At 74.6% G+C, this 14228-nt stretch carries 13 protein-coding genes; 6 read left to right on the forward strand and 7 right to left on the reverse strand.

Features of this window, described 5'->3' with window-relative positions:
* Positions 1 to 6: 6 nt before the first annotated feature.
* Positions 7 to 1554, reverse strand: a complete 1548-nt coding sequence (locus AB0L74_RS09080; protein ID WP_365647656.1) for an MFS transporter — start codon at positions 1552 to 1554, stop codon at positions 7 to 9.
* A gap of 84 nt (positions 1555 to 1638) precedes the next feature.
* On the opposite strand from AB0L74_RS09080, the gene AB0L74_RS09085 reads away from it, so the two are divergent.
* Positions 1639 to 2211 carry a TetR/AcrR family transcriptional regulator gene (locus tag AB0L74_RS09085; protein WP_365647659.1) on the forward strand — a complete coding sequence of 191 codons (573 nt, stop codon included), beginning with the start codon at positions 1639 to 1641 and terminating at the stop codon, positions 2209 to 2211.
* A gap of 3 nt (positions 2212 to 2214) precedes the next feature.
* Here the strand turns inward: AB0L74_RS09085 and AB0L74_RS09090 are convergent, their stop codons facing one another.
* The 5 genes from AB0L74_RS09090 to AB0L74_RS09110 form a co-directional block, all read right to left on the reverse strand.
* Positions 2215 to 2916, reverse strand: coding sequence for a dipeptide/oligopeptide/nickel ABC transporter ATP-binding protein (locus AB0L74_RS09090; RefSeq protein WP_365648170.1), 702 nt, complete (start codon positions 2914 to 2916; stop codon positions 2215 to 2217).
* 23 nt (positions 2917 to 2939) lie between these two features.
* Positions 2940 to 3902: an ABC transporter ATP-binding protein gene (locus AB0L74_RS09095; RefSeq protein WP_365647662.1), complete on the reverse strand. Its 963-nt coding sequence runs from the start codon at positions 3900 to 3902 to the stop codon at positions 2940 to 2942.
* Positions 3892 to 5655 carry an ABC transporter permease subunit gene (locus AB0L74_RS09100; protein ID WP_365647665.1) on the reverse strand — a complete coding sequence of 588 codons (1764 nt, stop codon included), beginning with the start codon at positions 5653 to 5655 and terminating at the stop codon, positions 3892 to 3894. The genes AB0L74_RS09095 and AB0L74_RS09100 overlap by 11 nt, the downstream gene beginning before the upstream one ends.
* A complete protein-coding gene (locus AB0L74_RS09105; protein ID WP_365647667.1) occupies positions 5652 to 7142 on the reverse strand; it encodes an ABC transporter substrate-binding protein in 1491 nt (496 codons plus the stop codon). The genes AB0L74_RS09100 and AB0L74_RS09105 overlap by 4 nt, the downstream gene beginning before the upstream one ends.
* A 276-nt stretch (positions 7143 to 7418) precedes the next feature.
* Positions 7419 to 8627: a helix-turn-helix domain-containing protein gene (locus AB0L74_RS09110; protein ID WP_365647670.1), complete on the reverse strand. Its 1209-nt coding sequence runs from the start codon at positions 8625 to 8627 to the stop codon at positions 7419 to 7421.
* A gap of 164 nt (positions 8628 to 8791) precedes the next feature.
* On the opposite strand from AB0L74_RS09110, the gene AB0L74_RS09115 reads away from it, so the two are divergent.
* Together AB0L74_RS09115 and pruA are read left to right on the forward strand one after the other, a co-directional pair.
* Positions 8792 to 9718 carry a proline dehydrogenase family protein gene (locus tag AB0L74_RS09115; protein ID WP_365647672.1) on the forward strand — a complete coding sequence of 309 codons (927 nt, stop codon included), beginning with the start codon at positions 8792 to 8794 and terminating at the stop codon, positions 9716 to 9718.
* A gap of 50 nt (positions 9719 to 9768) precedes the next feature.
* Positions 9769 to 11400 carry an L-glutamate gamma-semialdehyde dehydrogenase gene (pruA, locus tag AB0L74_RS09120; RefSeq protein ID WP_365647675.1) on the forward strand — a complete coding sequence of 544 codons (1632 nt, stop codon included), beginning with the start codon at positions 9769 to 9771 and terminating at the stop codon, positions 11398 to 11400.
* Between the two features lie 66 nt (positions 11401 to 11466).
* On the opposite strand, the gene AB0L74_RS09125 is transcribed toward pruA, so the two are convergent.
* Positions 11467 to 12003, reverse strand: coding sequence for a GNAT family N-acetyltransferase (locus AB0L74_RS09125; RefSeq protein ID WP_365647678.1), 537 nt, complete (start codon positions 12001 to 12003; stop codon positions 11467 to 11469).
* A gap of 82 nt (positions 12004 to 12085) precedes the next feature.
* Here AB0L74_RS09125 and AB0L74_RS09130 point away from each other — a divergent pair, with 82 nt between their 5' ends.
* From AB0L74_RS09130 to AB0L74_RS09140, 3 genes are all read left to right on the forward strand, one after another.
* On the forward strand, positions 12086 to 12622 hold the full coding sequence (locus AB0L74_RS09130) for a GNAT family N-acetyltransferase (RefSeq protein ID WP_365647681.1): 537 nt from the start codon (positions 12086 to 12088) through the stop codon (positions 12620 to 12622).
* A gap of 304 nt (positions 12623 to 12926) precedes the next feature.
* Positions 12927 to 13058, forward strand: a complete 132-nt coding sequence (locus AB0L74_RS09135) for a hypothetical protein (RefSeq protein WP_365647683.1) — start codon at positions 12927 to 12929, stop codon at positions 13056 to 13058.
* 74 nt (positions 13059 to 13132) lie between these two features.
* Positions 13133 to 14176, forward strand: coding sequence for a 3-isopropylmalate dehydrogenase (locus AB0L74_RS09140; RefSeq protein ID WP_365647686.1), 1044 nt, complete (start codon positions 13133 to 13135; stop codon positions 14174 to 14176).
* The last annotated feature ends 52 nt before the right edge of the window (positions 14177 to 14228 follow it).

Consider the following 14228-nt stretch of genomic DNA (forward strand, 5'->3'; position numbering starts at 1 on the left):
TCGTCCTCAGACGCCGGACGGGCCGACGCTGTCGGCCCGTCCGGCGTTTTCCGTGCGCGTCCCCTGCCGCACCCCGGCCCGGCGCAGCGTCACCGACGCCAGGACCGCCGCCCCGGCGAGCACCGCCGCGCCCGCGAGCGCCGCGCCCTGCATGCCCTGGGTGAACGCCTCCCGGGCCGCCGTCGCCAGGGCGTCCCCCGCCCGCCCCGGCATCCGCTCGGCGACGGCCAGCGCGCCGCCCAGCGTCTCGTGGGCCCCGGCGGGCGCGGAGTCGGGCATCTCACGGCGGTAGACCGCCGTGCCGATGGAGCCGAGGACCGCCATGCCCAGCGCGCCGCCGAACTCCGCGCCGGTCTCCATCAGGGAGGACGCGGAGCCCGCCCGCTCCACCGGGGCGGCGCCCAGGGCGAGGTCCATGATCTGGGACATCACCGTGGTGACCCCGCCGGCCAGCACCCCGCAGGCCACGAGGACCAGGGTCAGCGAGTCCGGGCCGGCGAACGCCAGCAGGCCGAAGCCGCTCGCGGCGCAGACGAAGCCGGCCGTCACCACATGGGCGCGGTGGACGCCCCTGTGCACCAGCTGGGTCGCGGCCGGCGCCGCGAAGCCGATCGGCACCGAGGGAACCAGCGCCCACAGGGCCGCCTCCATCGCGCTCTTGCCCAGCACCGACTGGAGATACTGCGTGGTGAAGTAGGCCGACCCCATCATCGCGAACATGGTGACGAGGTTGAGGACGACGGCCGGGCCGAAGCCGCCGCCGCGCAGCAGCGCCGGCGGGATCATCGGCGACGCGGCCGTCCGCTGCCGGTGCGCGAACAGGGCCGCGAAGAGCAGACCCACGGTCACCGACATCACGTACCGGACGTGCCAGCCGTCGGCCGCGATCTCCTTGAGGCCGTAGACGACCGGGAGGACCGCGGCCATCGACAGCGGGATGCCGGTCCAGTCGAAGCGGCCCGGGGCCGGGTCCTTCGACTCGGGCAGCAGGACGGGGCCGAGGATCAGCAGCAGGACCATCGCGGGGAGGTTGACCAGGAAGACCGAGCCCCACCAGAAGAACTCCACCAGCACGCCGCTCAGCACCGAGCCGAGCGCCACGCCCGCCGTCATCACCCCCGACCAGACCGCGATGGCCTGCGCCCGTTGGCGGGCGTCGGCGAACAGCGAGCGGACCAGGGCCAGCGTCGAGGGCATCAGGGTGGCGCCGCCGACGCCGAGCAGCGCGCGGGCCGCGATGAGCATCCCGGCGCTGTCCGCGTAGGCCGCCGCCAGGGAGGCGGTGCCGAAGGCGGCGGCGCCGATCAGCAGCAGCCTGCGGCGGCCGATGCGGTCGCCCACCGAGCCCATCGTCAGCAGCAGGCCGGCCACAGCGAAGGCGTAGATGTCGAAGATCCACAACTGTTGGGTGCCGGTGGGCCCGAGGTCCGCGCTGATCGCGGGGACGGCGAAGTAGAGGACGGAGACGTCCATCGAGACCAGGAGCAGCGGAAGCATCAGCACGGCGAGCGCGGTCCATTCGCGGCGGCCGGCGCGGTGCGGGTTCGGCGTCATGCCGGTGACTGTACGCACGTCTTATACGGCTGTCTAGGACGTGTGTATAAGACGGCTGTATGGGTCGCGGAGTAGGGTGGGGCCATGGGACACCGCGAGGATCTGCTCGAAGGCGCCAAGCGCTGCCTGGTCGCCAAGGGGTTCGTGCGTACGACGGCCCGGGACATCGTCAGGGAGTCCGGGACCAACCTGGCGTCGATCGGCTACCACTACGGCTCGAAGGACGCGCTGCTGGCGCAGGCGTACGTGGAGCTGGTGGAGGAGCTGTCCGTCGCGTTCGACGGCGAGGTGCGGGGAGCGCCCGGTTCGCTGGAGCGGTTCGCCGTGATCTGGTCGAACATCATCGCCACCATGCGGGAGCCGGGCTCGCTGTGGCGGCTCAGCATGGAGATCGTGACCATGGGCGACCAGCTGCCCGAGGTGCGCGACCACCTCGCGCGGGCCCAGCGGGAGGGAGCGCGCGGGTTCGTCACGCTGTTCACGGGGATGCCCGAGGACGAGACGCCGGACGAGGTCGTCGACACGCTCGGCGCCTTCTACACGACCCTGATGATGGGCGTCATGGCCCAGTGGACCTTCGACCCGAAGACCGCGCCCGAGGCCGGCCAGCTCACCGAAGGGCTGCGCCAGGTGCTCGAGGCCGCCGCCCGGCGCTGACGGTCAGACGACGCGTCCCTCGCGCATCTCGGCCACCCGGTCCGCGAAGTGCCGTACGACCGCCCGGTCGTGGCAGATGAACAGGTAGCCGAGCCCCCGCTCCTCCTGGAGACCGGCGAGCAGGTTGAGCACACCGGCCCGGACCGAGGGGTCGAGGGCGGAGACCGGCTCGTCGAGGACGAGCAGGCGCGGCTCGCAGGCCAGGGCCCGGGCGATGCCGGCGCGCTGGCACTGGCCGCCGGACAGTTCGTGCGGGCGGCGGTCGCCGTACGCCGGGTCGAGGCCGACGCGGTCGAGGAGTTCGGCCACGCGGCCGGGGCCGTCCGCGCCGTTCCACCGGCCCCGCACCTTCAGCGGCTCGGCCACCGCGTCGCGGATGCGGTGGCGGGGGTTCAGGGAACCGTACGGGTCCTGGAAGACGGGCTGCATCCGGGGGCGCAGCGGACGCAGTTCGCGTTCCGTCAGGGTGGTCAGCTCCCGCCCCTCGAACCGGACCCGGCCCCCGTCCGGGCGGCGCAGCTGGAGCACCGCCAGGGCCGTGGAGGACTTGCCGCAGCCGGAGGGGCCGTTCAGCGCAAGGGTCTCGCCGGCCTCCAGCGAGAACGACACGTGGTCCACGGCCGTCACCGGGCCGTAGCGGACGACGAGGTCCCGGACGTCGAGCAGGGGCTGTGGCGCCCGGTCCGCCTGATCCGCCCGGTTCACCCGGCGCGTCCCGCTCGTCTCGCTCACACGAACTCCCGGATCGGCTCGGTCACTTCGTCCGCGCGGTGGCAGGCGACCAGCCGCCCGTCCACGGGCCGCGGCTGCGGCGGCAGGCGGTGGCAGACGTCCGCCGCCAGCGGACAGCGCGGGGCGAAGGCGCAGCCGGGCGGCGCGGCGCCCGGCGCGGGCGGGGCGCCGGGCAGGGCCGCCAGGCGGCGGCGCCGGGGCCCGTCCGGCCGGGGAAGCGAGGCCAGCAGGCCGGCCGTGTACGGGGCGCGCGGGCGGGCCAGCACCTCGGCGACGGGCCCGAGTTCGGCCGCCTGCCCGGCGTACATCACCAGCATCCGGTCCGCGTGCCGCCGTACCACGTCCAGGTCGTGGGTGACGAGGACCAGGGCGGCGCCGGTCGCCGCGCGCCGCCCGGCGAGGGTCCGCAGCACCTGGTCGCGGTGGCCGTCGTCGAGCGCGGTGGTGGGTTCGTCGGCGACGACCACGTCGGGCGCGTTCACCGTCGCCAGGGCGATCACCGCGCGCTGCCGCATACCGCCGGAGTACTCGTGCGGATACGCCCGCGCGCGGCGGGCGGCGTCCGGGATGCCGACCCGGTCGAGGGCGGCGACGGCCCGCGCCCGCGCCTCCCGGCGGGAGACGCGCGCCACGGACCGGACGGCGGCGGCGAGCTGCGCGCCGACGGAGTGGACGGGGGAGAGGGCGGACAGGGCGTCCTGCGGGACGAGGGCGATGTGGCGTCCGCGCTGGGCGGCCAGGTCGGCCGAGCCGCGCAGCCGGACGGTCCCGCTCGTCGCGGCCCCGCGCGGCACCATGCCCAGCAGGGCCCGGGCGGTGAGGGACTTCCCGGCGCCGGACTCGCCGACGATCGCGAACACCTCGCGCGGGCGGACCTCGAAGGACAGGCCGCGCACGGCCTCGGCCGCGCCGAAGGCGATCCGCAGGTCCCGCACCGACAGCAGCGCCTCAGTTTCCAACGGGGGCCTCCCTCCGCGCCGAACGATTCTTCCGCGTCCCCGGCTCGCGCACCGGGCGGGCCGCGCGGCCCTGCGCGTACGCCGCCGCCGACACCGCGAGTCCCGCCAGCAGGGCCAGCGCGGCGGCCGGGGCGAGGGCCGCCCAGGGAGCGCGCTCCACATAGGCGCGGGACTCGTCGAGCAGCAGGCCCCACTCCGGGGCGGGCGGCCGGGCGCCCAGGCCCAGGAAGCCGAGCGAGGCCAGGGCGAGGGCGATGCCGGGCAGCCGCAGCAGCGCGTGCCGGGCGACCGGGGCCGCCACCGACGGCAGGACGTGCCGGGTCAGGATCCGCCACGGGGTCGCGCCGATGGCCCGCTGCGCGGTCAGGAACGCCGACGCCCGCACCTCCTGCACCAGCGCCGCCGCGTGGGCGGCGAGCGGCGGCCAGGAGACCAGCGCGACCGCCACGGCCGCCCCGCCGGTGCCGGGACCGGCCGCCGCCGCGACCAGGATGCCGACGATCACCGGCGGCAGGGCGTTGGCGATGTCCGCCGCGCCCGCCGCGACGGCGGGCAGGAATCCCAGGGCCAGCGCGACCAGCAGGCTGAGCGCGCAGACGGCCGCCGCCGTGCCGACCGTCGAGGCGGCCCCGTGCCCGAGCCGGGCCAGCACATCGCGGCCCAGGCCGTCGGTGCCGAGCGGATGCGCCCAGGAGGGCGCCGCCAGCCGGGCGGCCGTGTCCACCGTGTACGGATCGCGCAGCACGCCCCAGCCGACCGCCACCGCCAGCACCGCCGCGAGGACCGCCGGGACGGCCGGGGGCGTGCGCGGGGGGCGGGGCGGCGGCAGGGAGAGCCCGGCCGCGCGCAGGGCGGGGCCGAGCAGCCGGCGCCGTACCAGCGCGGCCAGCGCGCCGGCGGTCAGTCCGGCGGCGAGCAGGGCGAGCACCGCCGCCTGGAGCAGCGGCAGATCCTGCGACTTGGCCGCGCCGAGGGCGGTGCGCCCGATGCCGGGCACGGCGAAGACGGTCTCCACGGCGACCGCGCCGCCCGTCAGCCCGACGGCGACCATCCCGAACTGCGGGACGAGCGGCGGCAGTACGCGCCGCAGCGCGGCCCCGGCGATCCGGGCCCGGCTCACCCCGGCGCCCCGCCACAGCTCCGCCCACCGCTCGTCGAGCACGGCGGGCAGCGCGTCCGCGACCAGCCGCCCCAGCAGCCCGCCCGCCGGGACACCGAGCGCCAGCGCGGGCAGCACCAGATACGCGGGCCCCTGCCAGCCGGAGGTCGGCAGCCACCCCAGCCACACCCCGAAGACCAGCAGCCCCACGGTCGCCAGCAGGAACTCCGGTACGGCGGCGAGCATCGCGGCGACCGCGCCGGCCGACGCCCGGCCCCGGACCAGGACGGGCGCGGCCAGCGCGGCGGCCAGCAGCACCGCCACGGCCAGCGCCGCGCCCATCAGCCCCAGCGACACCCGGAGCCCGGAGAGCACGGACGGCAGGACATCGCTCCCCGACACCCAGGAGGTGCCGAGATCGCCGCGCAGCAGCCCTGAGACCCACTTCCCCAGCAGCGCCGGGGGACCGGCGTCCAGACCGAGGTCGCGCCGTACGGCGTCCAGGGCCTCACGGGTCGGCTCCTGCTCGGCGGACCGGGCGCGCAGCACGGTCAGGGCGGGGTCCCGGCCGGAGAGCCAGGGCAGCAGGCCGACGGCGGCCACCACGGCGGCCAGGGCGAGGGTGCGGGTCAGCCCCGCCGCGGCCCGCCTCACTCGACGTGGGTGCCGAGCGTGACCAGCTCCCGCTCGCGCGGGTCGTGGGCGGCGCCCACCACCCCGGCGGCGTCGCCCTGGATCACGCGCTCGTGGAGCATGGGGACGGCGGCGTCGGTGGCGAGCACCGCGGCCTCGGCGGCGATGACGGCCTTGCGGCGGGCGTCACCGGTCGCGGTCCCGGAGGCCGCGGCGAGGGCCTTGTCGACGGCCGGGTCGGAGAGCTGGGAGAGATTGAAGGAGCCCTCGGAGGCGAAGTCGCTGTACAGGTAGGCGGCCGGGTCGCCGGAGTCGAGGACGGTGGCGCGGGAGAGGACGAAGGCGTCGAACTCGCCCGCCAGCGCGTCGGATTCGATGGCGGCGTACTCGCGCACGACGAGCTTCACCGTGAACCCGGCCCGCTGGAGCTGCTGCTGGAGCGCGGCGGCCACCTCGGGCAGCTCGGCGCGGTCGGTGAAGGTGCCGAGCGTGATGGTCCTCCCGGCCGGGTCGCCGGCCGCGGCCCGCCGCACCGGGGCGCGCAGTCCGGCCGCCCACGGCAGCGCGGGCCCGAGCAGCCCTTCGGCGACGTCGGCGCGCCCCTCGTACACCCCGTCGACGATCGACTGGGCGTCGATCGCCTCCCGGGCCGCCGCCCGCAGCGCCGGGTCCTTGAAGGCGCCCCGGGCGGTGTTGAGGTACAGGGTGTTGGTGCGCGGCATCGGCACCTCGGTGACCAGGTCCTCGTCCAGCAGCGCCGCCTGGGAGACGGGAACGGCCTCGACGATGTCGGCCTCGCCGCTGCGCAGGGCCGCGGCGCGGGCGGTGCCGTCGGGCACGAACGTCACGTCGATGCCGGGCGCCTCGGCCCGCCCGCCCCAGTAGCCGTCGTAGCGGTCGAGGACGGCGGAGGAGGTGCCGTTGACCTTCTTCAGCTCGAAGGGGCCGGTGCCGGCGCCGACCGGGTCGACGGTCTTGCCCCGGTACGCCTTGGCCGCGAGGACCGACAGCTGCGGGGAGCTGAGCCGCTGCGGGACGAGGGGGTCCTCGTCGGCGGTGGTGACGACGACGGTGCCGGTGCCCCGGGCCTTCGCCGTCAGCTGGACCCCGTCCAGGATGCGGGGCTTGGGGGAGGCCCCGGCCGCCCTGGTGAGCGACCGGACGACGGCCTGGGCGTCCAGCTCGGTGCCGTCGTGGAAGGTGACGCCGTCCCGCAGGGTGAACGTCCAGCTCCGCCCGTGCCGCTCCCACCCGGTGGCCAGCGCGGGCACCGCGTCGCCGTCGGCGTCGAGCTTCACCAGCGTCTCCGCCGTGGACCAGCGGGACAGCTTGAACGCGTCGTCGGACAGGGGGGACAGCCCCGAGCGCGGCGGCTGCATCATCGCGACGCGGATGCGTGCGCCCCCGGAGCCGGCCGTGTCGGCTCCCGTCGACGAGAAGCAGCCCGTGAGCAGGGCACAGGCCGCGACGGCGGCGGTCGCGGGGAGAAGACGGGCGGGGACGCGCACAGAACACTCCGGGTAAAGGGCAGGTCAAAGGTTGAGCGTGCGACGACCTTAGCACGACGACAATCATTTTCACTTGGCGGCCGTGTCCCCGCCCGGCGCTCACCGCGGGGCCGCGAGCGGACCGCTCGCGACGCTCCCGGTGCCGGTGCCGGTGCCGGTGCCGGTGCCGGAGCCGGAGACGGCGGCGACGGACCCTGCCGCCGTCGCGTGACCCCGCTCGCGGCAGCCGCCCTCACCAGCCGCCGGCACCCCGGCGGAAGGCCGCCGGCCACCGCGTCACAGCCGGGCCCCCTTCAGCGCCATGTGCAGCAGCAGCCGGTCCTCCCCGTCGTCCAGGTCCAGGCCCGTGAGCTGTTCGACGCGGGAGAGGCGGTAGTACAGGGTCTGGCGGTGGATGCCCAGCTCGGCGGCGGTGCGGCCGGCCTGGCCGGCCCGGTCGAGGTAGACCTCGGCGGTGCGGGCCAGCTCCCGGTGGGCGGGGGAGAGCAGGACCCGTACGGCGGGGTCCTGGGCGGCGCCCGCCGGGAGCGCGGTCAGCAGGCGGAACGGGCCGATCGACGCCCACTCGGCGACCGGGCCGAGCCGCGGCTCGGCCAGTGCCGCGCGGGCCGCCGCCGACGCCTCCCGCCAGGCCGCGCCCAGCTCCGCGAGCCCGGTCCGCGCGGCGGCGATCCCCGCCGCCGGTGCGCCGGCGGCCGTCCCGCCGGTCCCGCGCGCCCGCTCCAGCAGCCGGCCCGCCGCCGACACCGCCGGAGCCGGCACGTCCGCCGAGCGGAGCCGGACCAGCAGCGCGAGGGAGTGGCCCGCCGCGCCCCAGGGCACCGTGCACAGCGCGGTCGCCCCCGGCACCGTACGCACCGAGGGCGCCTCGTCCGGGTCCGCCGAGGGCCAGGGCGCGACGCACACCACCGTGTGCGGGCCCTGGGCGCGGACCCCGAGGGCGGTGCGCAGCTCGGCGACGGCCATGTCCCGCTGCCAGTCGCGCTCGGCGGTCAGCACCGCCCGCAGCTCCCGGCTGAGGCCGGCCCCGTGCTGCGCCTCGTCCGCGAGCAGCGCGCCGATCCGGGCCGTCACCTCCATCGCCGCCGCGAGCTGCCGCCCGGTCGGACCGGGGTCGGTGTCCAGCAGCCAGACGTAGCCGAGGACGACACCCCGGTGGCGCGCGGGCAGGCAGACGCGGCCGCGCAGGACCCCCGCCTCCGGCGCCGGGGGGATGCGGACCGGGCCCGTCGCGCGGGTGATGCCGAACCCCTCGAACCAGGCGCGCACGGCCGCCGTCGACCGTCGGGTGAGGATCGAACGGGCGCGGACCGGATCCAGCGCGGAGGGGTCCAGGTCGCCCTCGCTGTCGTAGGCGCCGAAGGCGATCAGCTCGAAGTCGCGGTTCTCCAGGGTCGCGGGGGCGCCGAGCAGCTCCGAGATCTCGTCGACCAGCTCCTGGTACTCACCCTTGAAATCCGACGTCACCCGGGCATTCTGCCGCATAAACACAGGCCCTTCATACATCTGTCTGAGATCTCCGGCACGGATGCGTGACAGCTGTCGATGGCCGAGGATCGGAGGGATCCTTAGGTTTCACGGTGGTTCTCCGTGCCGTTCCCGAAACGTCGGGTGACGGCCCTTGGCGCATGTGTAAGTGGAGGTGCCCCGTGCTGGGTCCCGTGATTCTCGCCGCGTCGCGCAGCGACCGGATGCGACGTCTGGTCTCGGCGGCCCCGGTGACCAAGCCGGTCGTCGACCGCTTCATCCCCGGCGAGACGGTCGACGAGATCCTGCCGATCATCCAGGACCTCACCGGCAAGGGCCTGGAGCTGACCATGGACGTCGTCGGCGAGGACATCACCACCCCCGAGCAGGCCGAGGCCGCCCGGGACGCCTACCTGGAGCTGATCGACCGGCTCAAGCCGCTGGAGCTCGGCACCCGCGCGGAGATGTCGGTGAAGCTGTCCATGTTCGGGCAGGCCCTGGACGGCGGCCACGAGCTGGCCCTGAAGAACGTCCGCCCGGTCGTCGAGGCCGCCGCCGAGATCGGCACCACGGTCACCCTCGACGCCGAGGACCACACGACCCTGGACTCGATGTTCGCCATCCACGACGAGCTGCGCCAGGACTTCCCGCAGACCGGCTGCGTCATCCAGTCCTACCTCTTCCGCACCGAGGCCGACGCGCGCCGGCTCGCCGCGAACGGCTCTCGCGTACGGTTGGTGAAGGGCGCGTACAAGGAGCCCGCCGAGGTCGCCTACCAGCAGAAGGCCGAGATCGACAAGGCGTACGTACGCATCCTGCGGACGCTGATGGAGGGCGACGGCTACCCGATGATCGGGTCCCACGACCCGCGTCTGATCGCCATCGCCCAGGAGCTCGCCCGGCGCGCCGGGCGCAAGCTCGACGAGTACGAGTTCCAGATGCTGTACGGCATCCGCGGCGACGAGCACCTGCGGCTGGCCGCCGAGGGCCACCGCATGCGCGTCTACACGGCGTACGGCACCGACTGGTACGGCTACTTCATGCGGCGGCTGGCGGAGAAGCCGGCGAACCTGCGCTTCTTCGCCCGCTCGATGGTCACCAAGGGCTGAGCCCGCACCACCGCCCGCAACACCGCTCAAGATCAAGGAGTTCGGAACCCATGGACGCTGTGACCCAGGTCCCCACCCCCGTCAACGAGCCGGTGCACGGCTACGCCCCCGGCTCGCCCGAGCGCGCCCGCCTGGAGGTCAAGCTCAAGGAGCTGGCCGAGAACCCGATCGAGCTGCCCTGCACCATCGGCGGCGAGCGTCGCATGGGCGGCGGCGAGGAGTTCCAGGTCGTCCAGCCGCACAACCACAAGGCCGTCCTCGGCACCTACCGCAACGCCACCCAGCAGGACGCCCAGGACGCCATCGACGCGGCCCTGGCCGCCGCCCCGGCCTGGCGCGCGATGTCCTTCGACGACCGCGCCGCGATCATCCTGCGCGCGGCCGAGCTGCTGACCGGCCCGTGGCGCGAGACCCTGGCCGCCTCCACCATGCTGGGCCAGTCCAAGACCGCCCAGCAGGCCGAGATCGACACCCCCTGCGAGCTGGCCGACTTCTGGCGCTTCAACGTCCACTACGCCCGCCAGATCCTCGCCGAGCAGCCCCCGGCCAACTCCCCGGGCGTGTGGAACCGCCTCGACCACCGCCCGCTGGAGGGCTTCGTCTACGCGATCACGCCGTTCAACTTCACGGCGATCGCCGCCAACCTGCCCACCGCGCCCGCCCTCATGGGCAACGTGGTCGTCTGGAAGCCGTCCCCGACGCAGACCCACGCCGCCGTGCTGACCATGCGGCTGCTGGAGGAGGCGGGCCTGCCCAAGGGCGTCATCAACCTCGTCACCGGCGACGGGCTGGAGGTCTCCGAGGTCGCCCTGAACCACCGCGACCTCGCCGGCATCCACTTCACCGGCTCGACCAAGACCTTCCAGTACCTGTGGAAGACGGTCGGCAACAACATCGAGAAGTACCGCGCCTACCCGCGCCTGGTCGGCGAGACCGGCGGCAAGGACTTCGTCGTCGCCCACCCGAGCGCCGACCGCGCCGTCCTCAAGACCGCCCTGACCCGCGGTGCCTTCGAGTACCAGGGCCAGAAGTGCTCCGCCACCTCCCGCGCGTACATCCCGGCGTCCATCTGGAACGACGGCTTCAAGGAGGAGTTCGCCGCCGAGGTCGACGGCATCACCATGGGTGACGTCACCGACCTGTCGAACTTCATCGGCGCCGTCATCGACGAGCGGTCCTTCGCCAAGAACAAGGCCGCCATCGACCGGGCCGAGGCCGACCCCGCCTGCACCATCGTCGCCGGCGGCTCCTACGACGACTCGGTGGGCTGGTTCGTCCGCCCGACCGTCATCGAGTGCACCGACCCGGAGAACGAGGTCTTCCGCACCGAGTACTTCGGCCCGATCCTCGCCGTGTACGTCTACGAGGACGAGAAGTACGACGAGATGCTGACCCAGATGGAGTCGGTCTCCGACTACGCCCTGACCGGCTCGGTCATCGCCAACGACCGCGCGGCGGCGGCGTACACGATGGAGAAGCTGCGCTACGCGGCCGGCAACTTCTACATCAACGACAAGTCCACCGGCGCCGTCGTCGGCCAGCAGCCCTTCGGCGGCGGCCGGGCCTCCGGCACCAACGACAAGGCCGGCGCCCCGCAGAACCTGATGCGCTGGACCCTGACCCGCGCCATCAAGGAGACGCTGGTCCCGCCGACCGACTACACCTACCCGCACATGGGCTGACGCCCGCGCGCCGGACGGGCCGGGTCGCCGCGACCCGGCCCGTCCGCGTGTCCGGCCCCGCCCGACCTACGCGCCGGGCGCCGCCAAGCGGTACAGCACGCACCGGCGCAGCGGGCCCTCGGGGACGGAGCGGTCCTCGAAGTCGTCCGCCGGGTCCCGGGTCATGCCCAGGCGCCGCATGACGGCCTGGGAACGGAGGTTGCCGGAGGTGGTGACGGCGAGGATCTCCGGCAGGCCCAGCTCGGCGAAGCCGAAGGCGAGCGCCGCCCGGGCCGCCTCGGTCGCGTAGCCGTGGCCCCAGGCCGGACGGGCCAGCCGCCAGCCGGCCTCCACACCGGTGAACGGCTGCCCCTCCTCCACCGGATCGAGGCCGGTGAAGCCGATGAACGCGCCGGTCCGGCGCACCTCCACCGCCCAGAACCCCCAGCCCCGCCGGTCCAGCTCGTCCTGGAAGCGGGCGACGGCGGCGTCGGTCTGTGCGCGGTCCGGGACGCCGGGCAGATACCGGCGCACCTCCGGGTCGGCGTTCAGCGCGGCCCACGGGGCGAGATCGGAGTCCCGCCAGGAGCGCAGGAGCAGGCGGTCGGTGCGCAGTTCGGCCATCGGGCCACGGTAGGCGGGCCCGGGCCCGCGGTCGACCGCGTTTCCTTCCCGGGCCCGCCCCCGTCCTCGCGATACTGAGGCCATGACCCTGCGCACCGCACACACCGCCGACCTCGCCCCCGGCGAGCTCGCCGCGATCCGGGGCTTGTTGTACGACGCCTTCGACGGCGACTTCGGCGACGAGGACTGGGACCACACCCTGGGCGGCGTGCACGCCCTGGTCCACGACGCGCGGGGGCTCGCCGCGCACGGCGCGGTCGTCATGCGGCGGGTGCGGTACCGGACGCGGTGGCTGCGCACCGGATACGTCGAGGGCGTCGCCGTACGGCGGGACGCGCGGCGGCAGGGGCTCGGCGGCGCGGTCATGGGCGCCCTGGAGGAGATCGTCACCCGCGCCTACGACCTCGGCGCGCTGTCCGCGAGCGAGGACGGCGCCGCGCTCTACGCCGCCCGCGGCTGGCGGGCGTGGGAGGGGCGGATCCTCGCGCTCGGCCCGGACGGCATCGTCCGGCTGCCCGGGGAGGAGGGCGGCACCCACGTCTGGACCGGCGGCGGCACCGCGGCGCTGGACCTCGGGGGCGAACTCGTCTTCGACTGGCGGGACGGGGACGTCCTCTGAGCCGGGTCCCGCACCGGTGAACGGGTGTTCCGGCCCGGTGTGTGCCACTCCACCGTCTCAGATAGTAGGAAGTCCGAGTAATTGTGGAGACAGACGCTCCGCGCTCCCTTAGCTTTGTAGGAGTTGAACGTCTCGCCCGACCCAGCGAATCGGCGGTCGTGAGCCGGGCCCCGTGCAGGCAACCCCTGCGGCACCGCTGCTCCCCGCCCCTTCTGGGGGCCCCTCCCGCGCCCATGAGGCAGTGGGGGAGTCTCGCAACCCGTCTGCCATGCCGCCCCCGCGTGCCGAAGGAGTCGATCCCCCCATGTCCGAGACGCCCGTCCGCCGCCGAGTCCGCCACGTCTCCCGCACGAGCGAGTCCGACCGCAAGAACGCCGCCGCCGCCCTCCAGCGCGCCCTCGACCGCCGCGACAACGGCGGCGAGACCGGCCACTGAGTCGCCGCCGGCGCACGGTGTCCGCATGCCGGACACCGTGTGTCATCACCTGGGACGAGGAGTAGGGTGCCGCCATGTCTCGCAGCCTCAATCTCGCAGTGATCCCCGGTGACGGCATCGGCCAGGAGGTCGTGGCCGAAGGTCTGAAGGTCCTCTCCGCCGTCCTTCCGCAGGATGTGAAGCTGGAGACCGAGGAGTACGACTTCGGCGCCCGGCGCTACCACGCCACCGGTGAGACCCTCACCGACGCCGACCTCGAGGCGCTCCGGCAGCACGACGCCATCCTGCTCGGTGCGATCGGCGACCCGTCCGTGCCCTCCGGCGTCCTGGAGCGCGGCTTCCTGCTCAAGCTCCGCTTCGCCTTCGACTACCACGTCAACCTGCGGCCGTCCAAGCTCCTGCCGGGCGTGGCCACGCCGCTCGCCGGGCAGCCGGAGATCGACTTCGTCGTCGTCCGGGAGGGTACCGAGGGCCCGTACACCGGCAACGGAGGCACCATCCGCGAGGGCACGCCCCACGAGGTCGCCACCGAGGTGTCCGTCAACACGGCCTACGGTGTCGAGCGCGTGGTCCGTGACGCCTTCGCCCGCGCCCAGGCCCGCCCCCGCAAGAAGCTCACGCTGGTCCACAAGAACAACGTGCTGACCTTCGCGGGCCACCTGTGGTCGAACATCTTCAACAAGGTGGCCGAGGAGTACCCCGAGGTCACCACCGACTACCTCCACGTCGACGCGGCGACCATCTTCCTGGTCACCCAGCCCGAGCGGTTCGACGTGATCGTCACCGACAACCTCTTCGGTGACATCATCACCGACCTCGCCGCGGCCGTCTCCGGCGGCATCGGCGTCGCCGCGAGCGGCAACATCAACCCGAGCGGCGAGTTCCCGTCCATGTTCGAGCCCGTGCACGGCTCGGCCCCGGACATCGCCGGCCAGGGCAAGGCCGACCCGACCGCCACGGTCCTGTCCGTCGCCCTGCTGCTGCGCCACCTCGGCTACGAGGCCGAGGCCGCCCGCATCGATGACGCGGTCGCCGCCGACCTCGGCGAGCGCGGCGAGCTGCCCGCGCGCAGCACCTCGCAGATCGGCGACGCGCTCGCCGTACGAGTAGCCGGCTGACCCGCCGCGCCTCTCGAACCTCCCTTTCGAAGCCGCCGGGTCCCCAGAAGAA

It is taken from the genome of Streptomyces sp. NPDC052020, assembly GCF_040680575.1.
Lineage (GTDB): Bacteria > Actinomycetota > Actinomycetes > Streptomycetales > Streptomycetaceae > Streptomyces.

Bases quoted from the DNA above. Each gene is read 5' to 3' on its own strand.
- AB0L74_RS09080 (WP_365647656.1), bottom strand. From the start codon at position 1,554: ATGACGCCGAACCCGCACCGCGCCGGCCGCCGCGAATGGACCGCGCTC.
- AB0L74_RS09085 (WP_365647659.1), top strand. From the start codon at position 1,639: ATGGGACACCGCGAGGATCTGCTCGAAGGCGCCAAGCGCTGCCTGGTC.
- AB0L74_RS09110 (WP_365647670.1), bottom strand. From the start codon at position 8,627: ATGCGGCAGAATGCCCGGGTGACGTCGGATTTCAAGGGTGAGTACCAG.
- pruA (WP_365647675.1), top strand. From the start codon at position 9,769: ATGGACGCTGTGACCCAGGTCCCCACCCCCGTCAACGAGCCGGTGCAC.
- AB0L74_RS09125 (WP_365647678.1), bottom strand. From the start codon at position 12,003: ATGGCCGAACTGCGCACCGACCGCCTGCTCCTGCGCTCCTGGCGGGAC.
- AB0L74_RS09130 (WP_365647681.1), top strand. From the start codon at position 12,086: ATGACCCTGCGCACCGCACACACCGCCGACCTCGCCCCCGGCGAGCTC.
- AB0L74_RS09135 (WP_365647683.1), top strand. From the start codon at position 12,927: ATGTCCGAGACGCCCGTCCGCCGCCGAGTCCGCCACGTCTCCCGCACG.
- AB0L74_RS09140 (WP_365647686.1), top strand. From the start codon at position 13,133: ATGTCTCGCAGCCTCAATCTCGCAGTGATCCCCGGTGACGGCATCGGC.